Here is an 18,486-nt window from a genome sequence, read left to right as displayed (position 1 = left end):
CCGCCGGCCGTTCGGGCCGGCGGCCGCTGCGAGTGGTTGCTGGGCCGTGAGCGATCGGGTCTAGCTGGGATTATCCGGATTCGCCGCGACGAGCACCGATGGTGATTGTCTGCCGACAAACTGGATCGGGTTCAGATGCTCGCCGTTCTTCAGGACCTCAAAGTGGACATGGGGGCCGGTGGCGGTGCCGGTCGCTCCGACGGCGCCGATTTTCTGTCCCTGGCGCACTTGCTGGCCTTCCTGCACCAGATTGGCCTGATTGTGGGCATAGCGGGTCGCGTATCCGTCCACGTGACGCAGCTCGATCATGTTTCCGTAGCCGCTGCGCCGCCCACTGAAGGTGACGAGTCCGTCAGCCACGGCCACGACCGGCGAACCAGAGGGCGCGGCGAAGTCGACGCCTTGGTGAAACAGACGGCGGCCCTTGATCGGATGGATACGAAAGCCGTAGTTCGATGTGATATATCCCGCCCGAACCGGCCAGCCCGACGGCACGGACTTGGCGGTGATATCCCGCTCCATGATCGCCTCTTCAAGGATCTCCAGCTTGCGCTTGCGATCCTTGAGCAGGCCGACCACGCTTCCCAACTCGCTCGCGATCTCCTTGATGGTGTAGTCCCTGGCCAGCCCTTCTTCAGGCCCGCCCTGGGGTGGGGGATTCTGGAAATCGAACTCTTCGGCGCTCAGGCCGGCCATCTCGACCAGACGTTCCCCCAGCGCATCGAGCCGCATGAGTTCGGCCTGCATGTTCCCCAGGCTGGAGGTGATGGCGTCGACGTCCGGTGCGTCCGTGTCATCATTCGCTCTGTCTTGGTTCGGCGTCGTCGGCAGGGTCCGGAATCCGACGGCCAGATCGCTGGTCAGGGCTGGGATAGTGGCGTATCGGCCGAGCCAGAATCCGACGCCACCCCCGGCGACAGCGAACAACAGGACCGCAAGGAGTGCGACAACTGTCTGGCCGCGAACGGTTTTTCTACGATCGAGGTGATACATCAATTGACCTCTGCTGCGTGGTGAATCGGCATAGAGCCGGGTTTATACTACAGATGCCCTGACGAGGCGACCGTCGGGATGCACTTGATGGTTGCGCTGGATCAATCATTTAAATTATTGAATAGAGCAATACTCTGGACTGCTATGCCTGCTAAACGCCCTGTTCGACTTCGTTCCGTGCACGTTCGGGATCTGCTCACCGGCAGCCCGGCAGTCATGCACGCCCTGGAGTGCCAGCGCCGGGAGGACGGTTTGCTGGCGCGGGTGCGTGATCTGCTCAACCCTGGGGCACGGCCGCATTGCCTCCAGGCGACAGCCAGCGAGGACACGCTGACCGTAACCGTGGATGCGGCCGTGTGGGCGACCCGTCTTCGCTATCTGGCGCCTGAGTTGGCGCAGGGCCTGGCATCCGCGGGGATCACCAGGGTGAAGATTCGGGCGCGCCCGAGCGACCAACGAAGGGCGCGACAGACCACGGGGCGGGTTGCCAGGTTGACCCCCGCGGTCGTTGCTCACCTGACGGCCAGCGCCGAGCATATGGCCGATGCGGGGCTTGCGGAGGTCTTTCGGCGCCTGGCGTCCCGCCAGGGCGTACCCCCGATCGATCCGGACCGCTAGGCGAGTGCCAGCGGCTGGGCGTAGCTGATCGGAGCCCGTGCCCCATCTTTGAACACCGCCTCTTCCCAGGCCTCCGAGTCTGCGACCAGCGCACGCAAGAGTTCGTTGTTCAAGGCATGTCCCGACTTGTAGCCCTTGAAAGCGCCGATCAGGGTGTGGCCAAGGAGATACAGGTCGCCAATGGCGTCCAGGATCTTGTGCTTGACGAACTCGTCCTCGTAGCGCAGGCCCTCCTCATTCAGGACCCGGAACTCATCGACGACCACGGCGTTGTCGAGACTGCCGCCCAGCGCGAGGTTCTGCGCCCGCAGTGCCTCGATGTCACGCAGGAAACCGAAAGTGCGGGCCCGACTGACCTCCTTGACAAAGGATGAGGTAGAGAAATCGATGTTGGCGCGCTTGGCCCTGGCGTTGAAGGCCGGGTGGTCAAAATCGATCGTGAATTCCACGCTGAAGCCGTCATAGGGCTCAAACCGTGCGTACTTGTCGCCATCACGCACCTCAATCGGGCGCTTGATGCGGATAAAGCGTTTGGCGCGATTCTGTTCCTCTACCCCGGCGGACTGGATCAGGAACACGAAGGGGCCGGCGCTGCCGTCCATGATCGGTACCTCCGGCGCGCTGACGTCGACGTAAGCGTTATCGATCCCCAAGCCCGCGAACGCGGACAGCAGGTGCTCAACCGTGGAGATCCGGACATCGCCGTTTACGAGGGTCGTCGAGAGCCGGGTGTCCCCGACGTTGTGCGGACAGGCGCGAATCTCGACCGGCTGGTCAAGGTCGACCCGCCGGAAGATGATCCCGGTATCAGGGGCGGCGGGACGCAGTGTCAGGTAAACCTTGTCGCCAGTGTGCAGGCCCACGCCGGTTGCGCGGATCACGTTCTTCAGCGTGCGTTGTTTGACCATCGTTCGGCCCCCCTCGTCCCAAGACCGCAAAAGGCTGCGCCGACCTCGGCGTAGCACCCTAAATGACGCCCGAGCAGATTCGGGCCTGAGACAAGCTTAGGGTTTTCCCGGAACTTTATCAAGTCCTGAATGGAAGATGCTGCAACGTCTTTGTTTTTTATGTAATTATCACTAGCGGGATTTCCCTGGGTGGCCGCTGCGCTCCGCCCGAGACGAGCACCTGCGGCGACGCCGGGATCCGCCGCGGGCCGACAGCGTCTTGGATCAACAGCCTCGAAGCCGAGTTTCGGATTCCGGCAAGATGGTGTGCCGGCAGGCGCAACGGCCTTGGTCAGGGTTCCGGCCACCCGTCATCAGGGCTGCGCAGGCGCTGCTGGGTCCACCGGTGGGAAAGATGAACCCGGCAGATTGCGCCGGCGCTTGTCCAGGCGGGAACGATCGGCAGTGACGACCGGAGCAAGCACATCCAGCGGATTGCTCCGCCGGACGGTGCCGGGCGATGGTCGCCGTTGCGGCGGAGCCTTACCCGAATCGATTCATCAGCTCACTGTACTGCTTGGATATGACTTCCCATCGGTACTTGCTGCCGGAGATTCGCTTCATCTCTGATCGATTGGCTGCAATTGCCTCGTCACTGAGACCGAGAAGTACCTTCTTCAGCGAGGCGGCATCTTGAAAGAAGAAGGCTTTGCCTTCAGTCGTCTCGCGATTGGTGGCGACGTCAAATGAGAGAATGGCTTGCCCCAGACTCATCGCTTCGACCAGCGACGGCGCCGTACCGCATCTGGAATGCGAATGAATGTACAGGTAACCGTTGCCCCTGACGAAATCAAGCTCGTCTTTCGCGTAGATCGCATCGAGCAAGATCATGTTGTCGCGGTTGCTATAGCGCTTCTTCAATTCCTTGCCATAGCTCGATACGTCCCAGTTGGATACGACAACGAGCTTGAACCGATCGAAATCCTCGAAGGCTTCCAGTAAGAGGTGGATGTTGTTGTCGAGTTGTGCACGAACCACGCTGACGGCATACTGTTCCTTGACGAACGGATACTTGGACGCCAGTGCAGCATGGTCTGCGGCGATCTTGGTCGCGTGATCTCCACCATACCGAATCACGATCGAATCGGCATCGAAGTTGTCTTTCAAACTGCCCCTGTACAACTCGTTGTCAACGATATTGACGTCGGAGAACCGTGCCGCAACCCGATGGTTGAACTTCGCCCACTTTTTTTCGAACCAGGTGAGCTTCTCTCGCTCCCATTCATTCAGCCCGCCATGATTCACCAGCACTTTTGCTTTGCTGAGGAACTTGAGAGGCGTCATGTAACCAGAGCCCACCGGACTTAGATAGAGGATGATGTCCGACCTAGCCAGAGCCATGACATAGGTGATTAGGTCATAGAAGATACCTTTGAAACCATTCGCCTCTATCTTAATGTAAACAAGCTTTGCCCCATGGTATTCCTTCGGCTGCTCCGGATATTTGTGGGCATTGCAATAGACGGTGATGTCGAACTCATCGGCCAGATACTGGCAGAGAAAGTCCGCCAACGTTTCGAATCCGCCATACCTCGCGGGAACGCCATGCGTTCCCACGATGTGAACTCGCGGTTTCTGCGAGATCGGCTTAGAGATATCCGGCATAGTAGTCTTTCAGGTAGATAGCCAACGCCTGCCGCCACTCCTTCATCTGATTCACACCCCGAAGGTCAAGCTTTTTCGTCAGCAGTCGCTCTGACGGCGGCCGCTCGGCGAAATAGATGTCTTTGAAGTGATCCGATCCGACCGGAGTAATCTTGATGTCAGCTTCCTTGCCGAGCAGCTTGACCAGATCCTGGGCGACTTCAAGGCGACTGGTTTGTCCGCCGCAGACGCAGTTGTACAGACCCCAATACTCTTTGGAGATCAGTTCTTTCACTGTCTTCGCGAAGTCGTGAGTGTAGGTAGGAGTGCCGTCTTTGTCGTTTACGATGAACAACTCCTTCCGCCCTTCCTTGATTTGTTTCATCAACTTCTGTATGAACTTCTTGTCTTTGGCGGGGCCTGCGCCCATCATCCATCCCGCACGGCAGACCAGGTAGCGTTGTGCGTTCTCGACGACAAACCGTTCCCCCATGTACTTAGAGCGCGCATAGACGCCCAGTGGATTCGGGGTATCCCAGTCGTCATACAGGTCCTTCTTGCCGTCGAAGATGCCGGCGGTACTAATATAAAGTATTGGAATATTCAGGCTGTTGGCCAACGAAACCGCGTTCTCGACGGCGAGTGTGTTGGTATTGTAGGTGTCGTCGGCATTAAGCTCGCAGAATTCAAGGTCGGTGTAAGCGCCCAAATGGAAGAGATAATCCGGCGCAAAGGCCTTCACGTCACGTTTGTATGCCTCGAAATCCCGGAAATCCAGGAAAGACAGCCATGTTTCGTTGACGTCTTTGTCCGTGCATTTCAAATCAAAATCTTCTTTGAACTGGGCGTAGAATGCCTCGCCGAGCATCCCGCCGCATCCTGCGATATAAATCTTCTTTTTCATATTCACACTCGTTAGTTGGAGGGTTCTGGGCAGAATCGGGTGACCGCCGCTCCACGGGCGCCGACGGCTCCCTGACGGGACGCGTCACAACAAAAATTCGACACCGGGTCAGGATCGATGGGTGATCAATTGCTCCGCAGTGTCCGCCGACGCACGCCCTGAGTACTGCTCGATCACGCTGAGATAGAGCTTCAATAGTTCGCTGTTGTGTTGTTCAAGTGCGAACTTTGCTTCCAATCGGCTTCGCGCGGCGGTGCCGTAACTGCGTCGGAGGTCCGGATCAGCCATCAAACGTGTCAGGCATTCCTTCAGTGCTGCACGGTCGCCTGGTGGGAATAAGAGGCCGGTCTTCTCATGCAGCACCAGTTCGGGAATGCCCCCGATATCGCCGGCGACCACCGCTTTTCCATGTGCCATGGCTTCCAGGATCGACATCGGGCAGTTTTCGTACCATTCCGAGGGGACGACAATCAGCGATGCGTCACGAATAGTGTTTTCCAACGTGCTGCCTGATAGGTGTCCAAGGTACTTGGCCCTGGGATAGCGTGCCCGCAGGTCGTCCTCCATCGGTCCAGTCCCGGCGACGACCAGCGGCACCTGCTCGGCGATCCCGGCGTGTGCGGCAAGCAGCGTCTCCACGCCTTTCTCCGGCGTCAAGCGCCCAATGTAAAGCGCATATCCCCGGTCATGATGCGAAGCCGAAATCTCACTGCAATCCACACCGTTATAAATCACTTCGACCCGGTCTTTCGGAAAGCGGTGCCGGGTGACGGAGGACCGCATAAACTCGCTGGGTGCGATAAATCGGTCGACTTGTTCGTAACTTCCAAGCAGGCGCTGGACCTGGGCCTCCGCATACAAGAGCAAACTCTTGCTCAGCGAGCCGTCAGCACAGCGATGCTTGACGACGTTCGAGAAGCGGTTATCGAGGCAGTCCGAGCAAACCTGACCATTGCGCAGGCGCGTGTAGGTGGGACAGACCGGTTTATAGTCGTGTAACGTGAGTACGACGGGTATGTTCCGACCCTTTGCCACGCGAATGATCGATGGGGTCAGTTGATGGTAAATATTGTGGCAGTGAACGATGTCCGGCCGTGTCTTTTCGATTAGCTGTTCGAACTTCTTCACGGCCTCGGGCGAATGAATCAGACTGAATGCCGTACCGATCCTGGTGATCGCGCCCAGCGGTTGATCATACAGCCGGTTCGGACTGAAATACTCAGCATAGACACTCGGCAGGTTACGTGAGTCCTGCATCGCAAAATCAATGACATCGAATCCTGCTTCGATCAGGAAGGCACGCTCCTGAAGCATCACGACTTCAGCGCCACCTTTGCGATAGAAGAACTTGTTTGCGAGAAGTGCTCTCAAGTCTCTGGATCCTGGTTCGGGATAACCGCTGAAACATAGTAGCCGCGAAGCGTCGTCAAGGATGATAGCGCCGATGCGGGTGACGGGCAAGACCGTTACGGGGTTGCGCATTGGCATCAAGACCGCAGCAAGAGACCGACGGCGTTGGTGTGATAGCCGGGAAAATCCGTAGCGCGTGCAACCGACCGACGCGCCTCAATCGCCATGGCGGCAAGCGGTGACTGGTCGGTACTGCTGACGCGACGGTAAGTGCCGGATCTATAGCGTCGGCGCGACGGTCGACCAGGTCACGATGTGGCGGGGTTGATGACCGATGCCGAAAAATCTTCGGCCAGAGTCCCCGTCCGGGCTGGCGAGCGGCAGGCAGCGATGTGTTGTCACCTGCGCCGAACTGGCCCTTGCGCTCTCAAGAAGAAGTCAGCCGATCGCGTCGCCGGAAGGCTTCAAACACTGTTTATGGTCGATCTCCAGTGACATCCTTGCCGTTTTAGAGGTACAGTTATGCTCGGACCCGTACTCCATCGCGGTTCAAACTCCAGAGCAGTCTGCGCTGCATCCGGTGGTTTCCTGGTAGTGATTAGCGATAACTTTCAGTGCGTTAAGTCTTCTTATGAACGCTCCTCCGTGCTTGTTCGGCTCACCAGCCAGATGCCGTTGCGCACACTTGGCCGCGTTATTGCTTGTTGGGTTTGAGGCATACCCATCGCCGGCGATGGCTGAGTTACCGCTTGAGACACTCAAAGGTCTGCATCCCTACGCAACCGTCGCTGTTGCTTATGACACCAATCCCTTGCGTCGTTCTGATGAGGCGTCTCGCGTGCCTGCGACAGTACCGTCAGCGCTCTACCAACCCGAGGCAGATACCTACACGACGCTTGCCGCGGGATTTGACACCCAGATCAATCTCGGGCGCCAGAACCTCTTTCTGAACGCTCGAATCTATCAGGTGCTCTACGACAAGCTCGCCGAGTATGACAACACGGGGGGCGATGCCGCGATCCGCTGGCAGTGGGTCGCAGGAAGTCTCTGGGAGGGGAATCTTGGCTATACATTTGTCCGGCGGCAGCGCGACTTCGCGAACGAGAATGTTCCGACCAACGACATGATCGATCGTAACAGGGTTTATGCAACCGTGCGCCGGCTGCTCTCTCCCCGCTGGCGGCTCGGCGGGCTTGCAAACCTGAACACCACCGCTTTCGACGAGAATGTCGATCTAAATCAAACGCTTTTTGGCATTGGTGTCAATCTCAACTATGTAAGTCTTGCCGGGAGCGTATTCGGCATCGAGACGCGATACTCTGAGGGGCATTACTGGAATGTGGAGGATCGCGACTACGCGCAAGTGAACATCGGCCCGACCGCGGAATGGAAACCGACAGTCAAGACGCTGATCAAGGGTAACATCGAGTACGAGACTTTCAGACACGAAGTGCTGTCCGAGCGTGATTTCGAGGGTTTGGTCGGGCGCATCAGAGCAACTTGGCAAGTCACCGGGAAAACCTCCATCGACGCCTTGGTCTGGCGCGACTTCAGCAATCTGGAGGATGAGAGTGTCAGCTTCGCCATTGTCGATGGCATTAGCCTGGAGCCCACGTGGAGGATCAGCACGAAAACGACCCTGCGCGTTCTCGCAAGTTTTCAGCGCCAGGATTATCAAAGTTTTCAAACTTCCGACGACGTCTCCGAAAATGATTCCCGAGTCGATGACGTGACAACCGTCGGGATATGGTGGGACTGGAAATGGAAAACGAATGTCGGATTATCGTTGGGCTATAGCCTGGGGTCACGTGAGTCCACACGATTACTCAAAGATTACGACTTTCAGAATGTGCAGCTTGCTTTAACGATCGGTCTGTAGCGTCGATAGGCGCCGTGGCGGCTTGCGATTGTCGGTCACAGTATGCCGTCGGCATCGGTCATTGTGGGTTGCAAAGCTGATTAGGAGCAAGAAAATGAGTTCGAGGCGTACCGAGAATGAGTCGCCCGCGTTCGATATGCCGCGGGCGGTCGCAGTGAGTGATACTCAACCTCCGATAGCGACCGGCCGGCGGCCGACTTTGTTATGGGTCCAGACCGCAGACCTGAACCTCATCCTTGACGCTGCAACATGGCTGACGACGGCACAAGCGCTTCGCGAGAATGGTTGGAATGTATTCCTGGTGCAGCCGACATCGGATGGCTCGCCGATTGCGATGCGCGACGGATTGCTGCTGGTTCCAAAGCCGGCGACCTACTTCCTCGGGCAGGTCTTTTTCCATTGGTCGATCATGCGCTGGCTCTTTCATCGTGACGACATCGACGTCGTGATGTTTCATGAGCTGTCAACCGTTATGCTGTTGCCTGCCCGTTTGCGATATGTCTTATCGTCCCGCATCCGTCCGCTATTTATCATGGACGTGCGGACTCTGTTTATGGATGCGGTCACACCGCGTCTGCGAGACCGGCTCCGCGGTTATTACTACCGGTATACCTACCGCTTGGCGAATCTATGGGTCGATGGCTATTTGGTTATCACCGAGCAGATGGCTTCGGCACTGAGCATCAGAACCGAACGCCTTTTTGGTGTATGGCCGTCCGGCGTAGATCTGGGCGCGTTTCGCTCTGCCCTGGAAATGCGGCGCTGGCCCTCCGGCGACGAACCGATACGGCTGGTTTACATCGGCACACTGCGCCACGAGAGAAATTTGTCGGCGCTCTGTCGGGCAGTACTCGAAGCCAACACGCACGGCATGAATTTTCAGCTTTCGATCGTGGGTAGCGGCAACCAGCAAGCGGAACTTGAGGCTCTGGCGAGCACGACATCCGGAGTCGTCAGCGTCGGTCCTCCGGTTCCGCATCGCGAGGTTTGGAAGGTGCTTGCCAATGCCCACGTTGGTGTCTTACCGTTTCCGGACGAGCTGAAGTTCCGCGTGAGTAGTCCGATCAAGCTATTCGAATATATGGCTGCTGGAATGCCGATTTTAGCGACCCGCGTGGTCTGCCACACTGATGTCGTAGGCCAAGATCCCTATGTTTTCTGGGCCGAAACCGCAGATCAGTCAGCGTTGGTGGACGCGCTGAAACAGGTGTGGAGCGGACGCGACATGCTATCTGCATTAGGCCGAGAGTCCAGGAGTGCTGCGGACCGGTGGACGTGGCAGGTATCAGCGGCGAAATTGCAAAGTGGACTTGAACGCGCTGTAAGGGAAAAGAAGGTGCGCACCTGATGGCTTTTTTGGAAACAGAAAAAATGAAACAATCTTTTGACAGCGGCTATTTTCTTTTTTCATTGGACACGGAATTCGCCTGGGGGCACTACGACTACGACGATATTCGCGCTCGTCTGTTCTCGCCCGATGGTTCACGTGAGCGGCGCAAGGTCGAGAAAATACTCAAGATTCTCAATGAATTTGGTATCGTCGGGACTTGGGCGATTGTTGGGCACATGTGGTTTGATCGCTGCATGGACTGTGAGGTCTGTCCGATTCTTGAATGGCGAAATCGCTATTCCTGCGCGGACCAAATTATCGGAACTGATCATCCCCTGTGGTATGCCCGAGACATGATCGAGGGGTTGCTTAACAGCCCAAATCCACAAGAGATCGGTTTTCACGGTTATACCCATACACCCTTCAGCCAGGGAACAATGAGCACCGAGGCGGCACGGATTGAGATTAACGAAGGGGTTCGGGTGGCAGGGCTGAACGGTGTCAAACTCACGGCGATGGTATTTCCGCGAAACCGTATTGGTCACCTCAATCTGTTACGGGAAGCCGGCTTTACCTGCTTTCGCGGCGCGGAAGTCTGGCCGCGTGCTTACTATAGAAAGATAATCGGTAATTTTCTTCGTCATTTCAACCACTATGTCTCTGTTCTCTCAACGCCTCAGGTTTATCTACCATCCATTGATGACTCCGGGCTAGTCAATCTACCCGCGTCGCGATGGTTGTTTGGGCTGAATCGGCGGGTCGATCACGCCTTGGATTCGATCGGTTTGAGTGAGTTGCGTGTCAACAGCATGATCCGTGGTATCCGCCGTGCCGCGCGAGAGAAGAAAGTCATTCATCTATACGCTCATCCCTACGAATTTGAAAATGAACATGATTTCGATAAACTTCGCCGTTTGGCAGCTGCCGTGGCGGAGGAAGTGGCGCTTGGGCACATGCGTTCCGTCGGTATGACGGAAATGGCGAACATTTTTATTGCACGTGCCAAGTGATCATACTTCCCTCATGCCGGCAAGGGGCTGTCCTTGGATCAGTAACTGTTTAGTACGGTTCCAACAACCTGAACCCCGTTTTTTGTGAAGCGTTCAGCGAGTTTCCGCACATCACGTTCGCGCGTCCGGTTCCTGCGGGCGATGATCAATGCACTACCTGACGCCAAAGCGATCATCTCTGCGTCAGAAAACGCGACACTTGCCGGCGTGTCAATAAGTATGATGTCGTAGTACTCCCGCGCCTTTTCCAGGAACACGGCCAGCCCATTGCGAGTCAATAGTTCAGACGGGTTGGGCGGCGTTGGCCCTGAGGTGATGAGCGACAGGTGACTCAGATACGGGATTTGCCTGACGACTTCTTCCGGCGCGAATCCGCATAAGAGTCGACTCAACCCTGGATGCTGCGGCACATTGAAGTTGATGTGTTGTCTTGGATTTCGAAAGTCAGCGTCGACCAGAAGCGTCCTCAAGCCCGCCTGATCCAGGCTGATTGCCAGATTTGCGGCCATATGGCTGCGGCCTTCTCCAGGCGCCGGGCTGGTAATCGCCAAGACATTTCGACCCGGTCGTAACCAGTGTGACACGAGTCGGCTACCGAGTTTCCGTAGCGCCTCGGCATAACTTCCGAGCGGACGTGTCAGCATCACGAGATCTTCGCTCAGCGTGAATGACTTGGAGGTCGGGCTAAGAAGTCCGAACTGCCATGCCAGCGCTTGGGAGAGACCTTCCGCGTCGATCAGGTTCAGATGTATGCAGCACTCGCCGAATGGCAACCGCAGCGTTGCCTGCTGTTCGAGCGCGAAATCTCTGTTTTCAGCGCTGAGCAATTCCAGCATGACCATGATTTCGCCAAGTTTCCGCTGCGAAAAACGCCCGGCCACCAAGTCGTGATTCGGACCCTGCAACTGCACCTCAGTCAGCCACTGGAATTCATGGGCTTTGTCCACAGGTACATCCAGCGCAGGTGTGAGATCGCTCACGGCGGCGGTGATATCGCTTGACGAAGAACTAGAAGATGCTTTCATTGACGTAAATCACATCGTTAGCCTGAATTCGCTGGGTCAACTGTGCGGAAAACTCTTGTTCGGTACCGTCGCCGGACTTGCGTCTGACTTTGATTCCGCGTTCAGTCCCCTTGTCGGTGAGTCCGCTGGCGACAGACAACGCCTGCATAACAGTCATTCCCCGCTCCAGGCGATAGGCCCCAGGCTTATTGACCTGTCCGTAAATGTAGAAACGCTCCATCCTCGGGACGAAGATCCTATCTCCATCCGCGACCGTGGGCTCGGGCGTCACGGCCGAACCCTCCAACAAAGAGACCAGATCGATGACTCGGCCGCGGCCGGCCCCCTCATCCTTGCGGGTCACGATGGCGACCTCCCCGGCTTCCTCGCCGAGTCCGCCGGCCTCTGAGATCAGGTCCATAAGAGAACTCCCGCGTGTAATGGGGTACACACCCGGCTTCTTGACCTCTCCTAAGACCGACACCCGCTGACTTTCATATTTATCCACGATGAGAGTCACTTGGGGAGACTTGACGATCTTCTGTTCCTTCAACAGCGACTGGATCTTAAGTTCGGCTTCTCTGCCGGTCAGTCCGCCTAAGGACACTTCACCGATGATCGGAATGGTGACCCCCCCGTTCTCCGCGACTCGGGCGACCGTACTCAGGTCAGCATGTCCGTAGACAGTCACGCGGATGACATCGTTGGCGCCCAAGCGATACGACTGGTCAGCCAGAGCACCCAGCGACAAAACAAAAAGAAGCACGGTGAGCGCCGAAATAATGCTGTTGCGCCGCATCTCATTCTCCTGTATCAGCAGACGACAAAACCTTAAAAGGACTGAGTCCATACCCGCAACCTGCTGCTGCATTCAAGCCTTCGGCAGCCCGCCAAGGTAGCCGGCATCTCCCAGCCCTGCGATGCCTTCTTTCCCGCGGACCCGGCGATCCGCTAACTCCCAAAGCATCACCAGTCCAAGCGCAAACACCAATCCCCCGATAAAGGCACTGGCAACCTTGAGCGCCTTATTGGAAGGCAATGGCTCGGTTGGAGCGACTGCCGGACTCAGTACGGAAATGTTCGTTTGGCCGAGTTCGCTGTGCATCGCATAATCGCTATACACCTGAAGCGCGCGGTCATAGCTGGTTTTGGCACTCTCAAGCTCGCGCAGCAACGGCTGTAATCCGTCGCGCAGTTGCTTCAATTCAAGTACCTTTTTTCGCTGAGTTTCCTCGGCTTGCTGTGCTGCCTCGGACAAGCGCCGGGTCCGCACCGCCTCCGCGCGAGTCGCTGAGACGATCCGCTCAGTCTCGGCGATCAACTTCTGCTGTAGGCTTTCGACCTCCGCCTTGAGTTTGACCAGCTGTGGGTGTCGCTCACCCAGCGAAGTGGAAAGATCGGCGAGTTCTCCTTCTTTGCGGGACAAGTCGATCTGCAAACTATTGATCAGGTCGTTGCCGATGACTTCCGACGCGACACTGCCCGCTCCTGCTGGACTATCCGCCTGAGCGGGTCCGTCAAGCCGGCTCTCCGCCACCCGAAGACCTGCGTCCGCCGCCAGTTTTTCACGCATCAGTTCGTTCAAGTGCTCGGTTTCGACATCGAGTCGCTCGTCGGTCGCGATGATCCCCATCCGCGCCTGATAATCACTGGCTCGATTTTCCGCACGTTCGAGATTCTCCCGGAGTCTGGCAAGCAACTTATCGACTGATTCGGCCGTTTCCAGCGCGGGCGTGCCACCCAACTGTTTGACCGTTTCGCGGTAAGCGTCAACGAAGGCGTTGGCCACGCTGGCGGCGGTAGCGGGATCAGGGTCTTTGTACCAGATGTCGATCAGTCGGGTCTCAATACCGACCGTAACCTCCAATTGCTCCAGCAACGTTCCGACGATCCAGTCTGGAAATGCTTCAGGAGGCGCGTCGGTGCTGTCGAAGCGTTCCCTCCACAGCGGCGAGCCGGACAGCTCGAGTAACGCTGACACTCTCTCAGCGACTGGGCGACTCTTGATGATATCCATCTGCGTGGTGAGGTAGCTGGGCTGCATGCCAACCGGCAGCAACTCGCCGGCGAGTTCTCCCTCCAATGGCTTGCGATAATCGAGCAGGATCGTCGCATGTGTTGAATAGGTGACCGGATTCAGCGTACCCAGAAACAAGGCTGTCGTTGCTGCACCGATTGGGAGCAGCAGCACAAGCCACAGCCGGCTCTTCAGGATCTCTATCAGTGAACTGATCGTCATGGCTCTCTCGTGATCTCAAACAGTCTTTACGATGCAACCGCAACGAACGCGCAGGTCACATGGGTATTGGTTTGATAGAAAAAGGATCACGCATCAATCGCGATCGAATCGCCCGCGGATTTCGGCGAACTGGATCGTCGCGGACACGAAATTTCTTGTAGCAATAAAACCTGCGCTCTGCTGAACGCGTCGCTCGACAGCCGTCACTGCCATGTCCTATTGCGGGGTTTCGCCCCGCCACTGCGGCAACGACCGCCCGGTAATCTCTTCGACCAATCGAATTTCTTCCGCCAAGAGCATGCGCAATCCTTCTCGAGTTGCGGCCGCTACCGGTGGGATCCGTGCTTCCGGCGGGCGACGATTCAAATGCCGGTAAAGCGATTGCAGCCCGGCCTTCTGTGCCGCGCGCCAGACCCCATCGATACCCATAAGGCGCACCAAGTCGCGAGCAGCACGCCGAGCACGTTCGAGCACGCGAGAGCGATGGACATGACTTTCATTCGAGCGCCCCTCGACTGCATTCGAGACGTGTCGATCGTCGACATCAAGAAACCGGTATACCTGCTGAGCGACCGCCTGTGGTTCGCGATCGATGTCTTCCTGAAACAAGACGAGCATACGGGACGCGGGAATATGCCTGAGCCAGCGCAGCAGGTGAGTTCCGTATCGACTCTGTTCGAGGTAAAGCGGGTTATTCGCGAGGCCGGCAACAAACGAGATGTCATCGCCGTGGAAATTACCGAGCCGTACTTCGTGACGGTGGTTGGAAACTGCCCGTTCGACCGGATCGCGCAGCAACACCACCAGTTTAGCTTCCGGCGCATAGGCTTGCAAGCGCTCAGGCACGTTGGCGTCGATGAAGTAGGATGGCGAGATCTCGCCGACCAAGCACCCCGGACGGTCCTGGGGAAACTGCTCCTCATACCATTGATATCCTCTCCCAAAATGATAAGAGAAGAAATCGAGCTCTTTGAGCTTGCTCAACGCGACCTGCGGGTGATCGAGCAAGATATCGTAGAGCCAGGTCGTCGCACATTTTTGGACACCGATACCTACGAACAACTGTCTTTTCACGATCTGATTACCATCATCAGGAACTAGCTGATTCTTAGTCAAGTGGCGCTGCCGCCCCTGCTACACACCTCGTCTAGCGCGAACGGACCATCGGTCGGTCACTGACCGGGCCACGGCACGGTGAAGTTCGCACCGCTGGGAGCCGGTGCGCGGCATGCGGCGCTCCGTTGGCGGCACCTTTTCGTCGTGCCTAGGTGACCAACCCGGTGACGTTAGCGTAAGCCTAGCATGTCGCGCCGCCTTGCGCATCGGTGCGAAGGGGTGCGTGCTCTGCGGGGCCTTGATGACGGTTCCGGCCACAGAATCTCTTAGGGTGGACAAGCGCGGCGCAGTCCACCAGCGGCGGAGCGGGATTCGGTGGACTGCACTAGCGCTTTTCCACCCGGCCGGAAGGATGATCCAGGCCGGCTGCGGCCCCGAGTCAGGGCACGCGCGACGCGCGATGGACCATAGATCCTCTTGGCGGCGCCGCGCTGGTTCGGACATCCTGCTCACGCGTCACGCGTCACGCGTCACGCATTGCCGCCGCTGTCGGGGGTGGTTTGCGCTCCGGCGCATGGGCCGACAAATCTTTCGCTGGGACCGCCCGTCGTTTCTCAAGGCGGCAGCGCTGTACTTGCTATTCGGCGTTGCCGCCAACGACAGGGGCCGCGGCCATGCTTTGAGCAGTACTGTTCCGCCACTTGCTTATTGACCAGGATCCGCGTCGTTACTGTGCTGATCCGAAAAGGGACGTTGTTACTGATGTGAGAACGCGATCACACTGCACGAAGCAGCAGGGAAATTAACGAGAACCGCGTCACGACTCCCGGGGGAGTGCTCCGCTATAGTTTCGCCAACGGTGAGCAGCAGTTCATCGACTCAGCAAGACGTAAAGGGAGCTTTGCCGACATTGTTCGGCAAACTAAGCGCAACTCAAACGCCCATGGGGCACCAAGATGAAAACCCAGCAGACGATCTCCATTTCCACCGCGAAGCTAAATCCGGTATGTCGGCACACACGGCTCTTTCATGCCATGAAGCTGCTGTTGCTCGCTGGGGTAGTGGTTGGAGCCAATGGCGTCATCATTGGCACTGCCGGGGCCGCGGTAGACAGTTGCGGGGCGCCGCCGAGCACCTTGGCGACCGGTGCCGCTACATTCTTGTGGCAGAACTGCGCGACCGGAACTTGGACGCTGTCGACGACCGGCGGGCGCAGTGCGACCAATTTGACCTATATCGGTACAGTGACGGGCGCGCAAGCGGCGGAGTCAGTCGTCAAATCGTCGATCGAGACAACCGATCTATTGGATAATAGCGATCCGTCGATCATCCAATTCCTTTTGCTTTCCAAAGGAACGGCCAAAGATGCTTTTGATTTCAAGTTTCCGTCTGGTGCGCCGGTGTGCGTTAACGTGACGGCGCCGACCGGCGTTCTGCTGGTCGGGCCCAGTCGGACGCCGGTCAGTTCGCCCGTGGATCTGCGGACCATGGGGCCGTGCGGTCATCCTTATCTGGAAGACGCGGATACCACCGACAGTGTGGACACCGAAGTAGATTCCGACTTGGGCGAGCGGCCGTTCCCCCGGATTACCACCGGCCCGATTCGGGTCACCGGCACTGCCGAGCAATTCTCAAAATATGATGTGATCGAGGCGAAGTCGTCCCGCTTCAGTTGGATGGCAACAGTCCAGGCGATCAATCCGGATACCGCGGCCTTGCGTATCCATTCACCGTTCGGCTACCAGGGCTATGGNGATNCAAACCCCTGCGCCTTCGGCAGCGGCATGCCCTTCAACGGCACCGGCCCTGCCACCACNGGCTGTGAGGTCTATGCCGGTCACTGGCTCTATGCCCCCGGCAGTGCGTTGCTGAGCGCCATTACCGCCACCACGACCTCCGTCCAGGTCTCCGACCCGAGTCGGTTCACCGCCGGCCGCTATATCGTCATCTATGACGGTGGTGCGGGCGCCTTCCTCAATGCGGAACATGCGCGCGTCACCGCGGTGAACACCGCGACCAAGACCTTGACCCTGAGCACTCGCGGCATGAAATCGACCGCCCGGTCGCATCCGGCGGGTGCGATCGTCGCCGAGCATGTCATCGGCAATGGCGACGCCGGCGAGCCCGAGATCTGGGTCTACAACCACAGCACCACCTGTCCGCTGGACGCCAACGGCAAACGCATGAACCGGGTCATGGCCGAATGGCTGGCCGCCAACTACGACAAGGATCAAAACGGCAAGGCGACAACCGCCAAGATCGCCGGCGTGATGTTCGACACGGACTTCCATTTCATCATGGATTCCTATAATAAGAAACCGGATGTCAATAATGATCTGGTGCTGGATGAGGGAATCTCCTCCACCGGCGTCAACCTCTGGGGTCAAGGGCTGGATGACTTCTATACCATCTTGCGCGAGCGTATACCAAATGCGCTGATCGTCGGTGGGATGACCGAGTCCCGCGGCTTCACCTCGCTGAACGGCAACGATATGGAAGCCTGGCCCCAGCGGAACATCGGCAGCGCGGCACCCGATTATCGGGAGATCGACGGCCGATTGTCGCAGTATAGTATGCTGATGCACCAGGGCAATATCGGCCCCCGCTATTCGCAAACCATCAATCGGGTGTCGACCCTGCGCTATGAGTATTACGATACGCCCGGAACCAGCAATGCGCCATTCCGCTTCAGCCTGGGCCTGACCTTACTCGATGACGGCTACTACGCGCAGGAGAACAATACCGGCGTGGGTGATCCCTGGTGGGACGAGTATGCTGTCGACGTGGTGGCCGGCTCGCCGACCTTCGGCCGGGCCATCGCCTCGAACCCGGCGAACGAGGCGCAGGTGCTCCAGCACAAGGGCTGGATGGGATTCCCGCTGGGGCCGCGCTATCGCATCTATGACCCGGTGGTCTTTGCCCCCGAGCGTAATCTGCTGACAAACGGCAATTTCGACACGAACGTGACCGGCTGGAGCGGCACCAATGTCTCGGTGACGCGTGAAAGCGGTGCGGCCAACGTCCTGGAGGGCGCGGGTGCGCTGCGCATCAGCCGACATCAAGTGTATGCGAAGACGGAGGCCGGTGCCGCCGCCAAGGGTCCGACGCTGAGCCTCCAGAGCGGAGTTCAGTACACGTTGGCCTTCGCCGTGAAGTCCAGCGCCATCCGCACGATCCAGGTCGCGGTGGGCGAGGAAACCGAACAGATGACGATCCCCGCGCAGTGGAGCCGGCAGGTGTTTACGTTCACCGCCCCGCGCACCGGCAATTTCCAGGTGAAGTTCAACGTGGGCCGCGAGAGCACCGATGTGTGGGTTGACTCGGTGTACCTGTTCGCCGGCAATGCCGATGTGTTCCGGCGCGACTTCGACAACGCGGTGGTGGTGGTCAATGCGACACCGACCGCACGGACGGTCGATCTTGGCGGCACCTTCCAGCGCATCCGCGGCACCGGACAGGATCCCGTCAATGACGGCGCCGCCGTCACGCAAGTCACCTTGCCGGCCTACGATGCCATCGTGCTGGTTCGGCCCTAGGAATCGCTGTTGAACTGATCCGAGGCGAATGCTGCC

14 protein-coding genes are annotated in these 18,486 nt (G+C 58.0%); 5 read left to right on the top strand and 9 right to left on the bottom strand.

The window, feature by feature from the left end; all coding sequences use genetic code 11:
- Positions 1-60: 60 nt before the first annotated feature.
- A complete protein-coding gene (locus A39O_RS0117150) occupies positions 61-993 on the bottom strand; it encodes a M23 family metallopeptidase (protein ID WP_020505899.1) in 933 nt (310 codons plus the stop codon).
- A 177-nt stretch (positions 994-1,170) separates the two neighbouring features.
- Here A39O_RS0117150 and A39O_RS36740 point away from each other — a divergent pair, with 177 nt between their 5' ends.
- The gene (locus A39O_RS36740; RefSeq protein ID WP_157640226.1) at positions 1,171-1,611 is read left to right on the top strand and encodes a DciA family protein; all 441 of its coding nucleotides are present in this window, start codon (positions 1,171-1,173) and stop codon (positions 1,609-1,611) included.
- On the opposite strand, the gene lpxC is transcribed toward A39O_RS36740, so the two are convergent.
- The 4 genes from lpxC to A39O_RS33905 form a co-directional block, all read right to left on the bottom strand.
- Positions 1,608-2,519 carry a UDP-3-O-acyl-N-acetylglucosamine deacetylase gene (gene lpxC, locus A39O_RS0117140; RefSeq protein ID WP_020505897.1) on the bottom strand — a complete coding sequence of 304 codons (912 nt, stop codon included), beginning with the start codon at positions 2,517-2,519 and terminating at the stop codon, positions 1,608-1,610. The two genes, A39O_RS36740 and lpxC, sit on opposite strands and share 4 nt — an antisense overlap.
- Before the next feature lie 522 nt (positions 2,520-3,041).
- On the bottom strand, positions 3,042-4,115 hold the full coding sequence (locus A39O_RS0117135; RefSeq protein ID WP_211211621.1) for a DUF1972 domain-containing protein: 1,074 nt from the start codon (positions 4,113-4,115) through the stop codon (positions 3,042-3,044).
- Positions 4,116-4,146: 31 nt separating this feature from the next.
- Positions 4,147-5,046: an SDR family oxidoreductase gene (locus A39O_RS0117130; protein ID WP_020505895.1), complete on the bottom strand. Its 900-nt coding sequence runs from the start codon at positions 5,044-5,046 to the stop codon at positions 4,147-4,149.
- Positions 5,047-5,154: 108 nt separating this feature from the next.
- Positions 5,155-6,528: a glycosyltransferase family 4 protein gene (locus A39O_RS33905; protein ID WP_083924730.1), complete on the bottom strand. Its 1,374-nt coding sequence runs from the start codon at positions 6,526-6,528 to the stop codon at positions 5,155-5,157.
- Between the two features lie 601 nt (positions 6,529-7,129).
- Between A39O_RS33905 and A39O_RS0117120 the strand changes: the two genes are divergently transcribed.
- From A39O_RS0117120 to A39O_RS0117110, 3 genes are all read left to right on the top strand, one after another.
- Complete coding sequence (locus A39O_RS0117120; protein WP_020505893.1) at positions 7,130-8,275, top strand: outer membrane beta-barrel protein; 1,146 nt, start codon at positions 7,130-7,132, stop codon at positions 8,273-8,275.
- Between the two features lie 94 nt (positions 8,276-8,369).
- Positions 8,370-9,623 (top strand): glycosyltransferase, encoded by a 1,254-nt coding sequence (locus A39O_RS0117115; RefSeq protein WP_020505892.1) that lies wholly within the window; start codon positions 8,370-8,372, stop codon positions 9,621-9,623.
- Positions 9,623-10,615, top strand: coding sequence for a polysaccharide deacetylase family protein (locus A39O_RS0117110; protein WP_020505891.1), 993 nt, complete (start codon positions 9,623-9,625; stop codon positions 10,613-10,615). Before A39O_RS0117115 ends, A39O_RS0117110 begins: the two co-directional genes overlap by 1 nt.
- 38 nt (positions 10,616-10,653) lie before the next feature.
- On the opposite strand, the gene A39O_RS0117105 is transcribed toward A39O_RS0117110, so the two are convergent.
- From A39O_RS0117105 to A39O_RS38650, 4 genes are all read right to left on the bottom strand, one after another.
- On the bottom strand, positions 10,654-11,640 hold the full coding sequence (locus A39O_RS0117105; RefSeq protein WP_083924729.1) for a polysaccharide biosynthesis tyrosine autokinase: 987 nt from the start codon (positions 11,638-11,640) through the stop codon (positions 10,654-10,656).
- The gene (locus tag A39O_RS0117100) at positions 11,624-12,490 is read right to left on the bottom strand and encodes an SLBB domain-containing protein (RefSeq protein ID WP_020505889.1); all 867 of its coding nucleotides are present in this window, start codon (positions 12,488-12,490) and stop codon (positions 11,624-11,626) included. Before A39O_RS0117100 ends, A39O_RS0117105 begins: the two co-directional genes overlap by 17 nt.
- Positions 12,491-13,858: a hypothetical protein gene (locus A39O_RS0117095; protein ID WP_020505888.1), complete on the bottom strand. Its 1,368-nt coding sequence runs from the start codon at positions 13,856-13,858 to the stop codon at positions 12,491-12,493.
- A gap of 216 nt (positions 13,859-14,074) precedes the next feature.
- Positions 14,075-14,932, bottom strand: a complete 858-nt coding sequence (locus A39O_RS38650) for a sulfotransferase domain-containing protein (protein ID WP_169338458.1) — start codon at positions 14,930-14,932, stop codon at positions 14,075-14,077.
- A 938-nt stretch (positions 14,933-15,870) separates the two neighbouring features.
- Here A39O_RS38650 and A39O_RS0117085 point away from each other — a divergent pair.
- Positions 15,871-18,450, top strand: coding sequence for a carbohydrate binding domain-containing protein (locus A39O_RS0117085; protein ID WP_456073030.1), 2,580 nt, complete (start codon positions 15,871-15,873; stop codon positions 18,448-18,450).
- Positions 18,451-18,486: the final 36 nt, after the last annotated feature.

This window comes from Lamprocystis purpurea DSM 4197, from assembly GCF_000379525.1.
GTDB classification, from domain to species: Bacteria; Pseudomonadota; Gammaproteobacteria; order Chromatiales; family Chromatiaceae; genus Thiodictyon; species Thiodictyon purpureum.
Note: the sequence above shows the minus strand (reverse complement) of the source record. Positions and strands in the feature narration are given on the sequence as shown.

Coding starts and splice junctions, on each gene's coding strand:
- A39O_RS0117150 (WP_020505899.1), bottom strand. CDS start 993: ATGTATCACCTCGATCGTAGAAAAACCGTTCGCGGCCAGACAGTTGTC.
- lpxC (WP_020505897.1), bottom strand. CDS start 2,519: ATGGTCAAACAACGCACGCTGAAGAACGTGATCCGCGCAACCGGCGTG.
- A39O_RS0117130 (WP_020505895.1), bottom strand. CDS start 5,046: ATGAAAAAGAAGATTTATATCGCAGGATGCGGCGGGATGCTCGGCGAG.
- A39O_RS33905 (WP_083924730.1), bottom strand. CDS start 6,528: ATGCGCAACCCCGTAACGGTCTTGCCCGTCACCCGCATCGGCGCTATC.
- A39O_RS0117120 (WP_020505893.1), top strand. CDS start 7,130: ATGGCTGAGTTACCGCTTGAGACACTCAAAGGTCTGCATCCCTACGCA.
- A39O_RS0117115 (WP_020505892.1), top strand. CDS start 8,370: ATGAGTTCGAGGCGTACCGAGAATGAGTCGCCCGCGTTCGATATGCCG.
- A39O_RS0117110 (WP_020505891.1), top strand. CDS start 9,623: ATGGCTTTTTTGGAAACAGAAAAAATGAAACAATCTTTTGACAGCGGC.
- A39O_RS0117105 (WP_083924729.1), bottom strand. CDS start 11,640: ATGAAAGCATCTTCTAGTTCTTCGTCAAGCGATATCACCGCCGCCGTG.
- A39O_RS0117100 (WP_020505889.1), bottom strand. CDS start 12,490: ATGCAGCAGCAGGTTGCGGGTATGGACTCAGTCCTTTTAAGGTTTTGT.
- A39O_RS0117095 (WP_020505888.1), bottom strand. CDS start 13,858: ATGACGATCAGTTCACTGATAGAGATCCTGAAGAGCCGGCTGTGGCTT.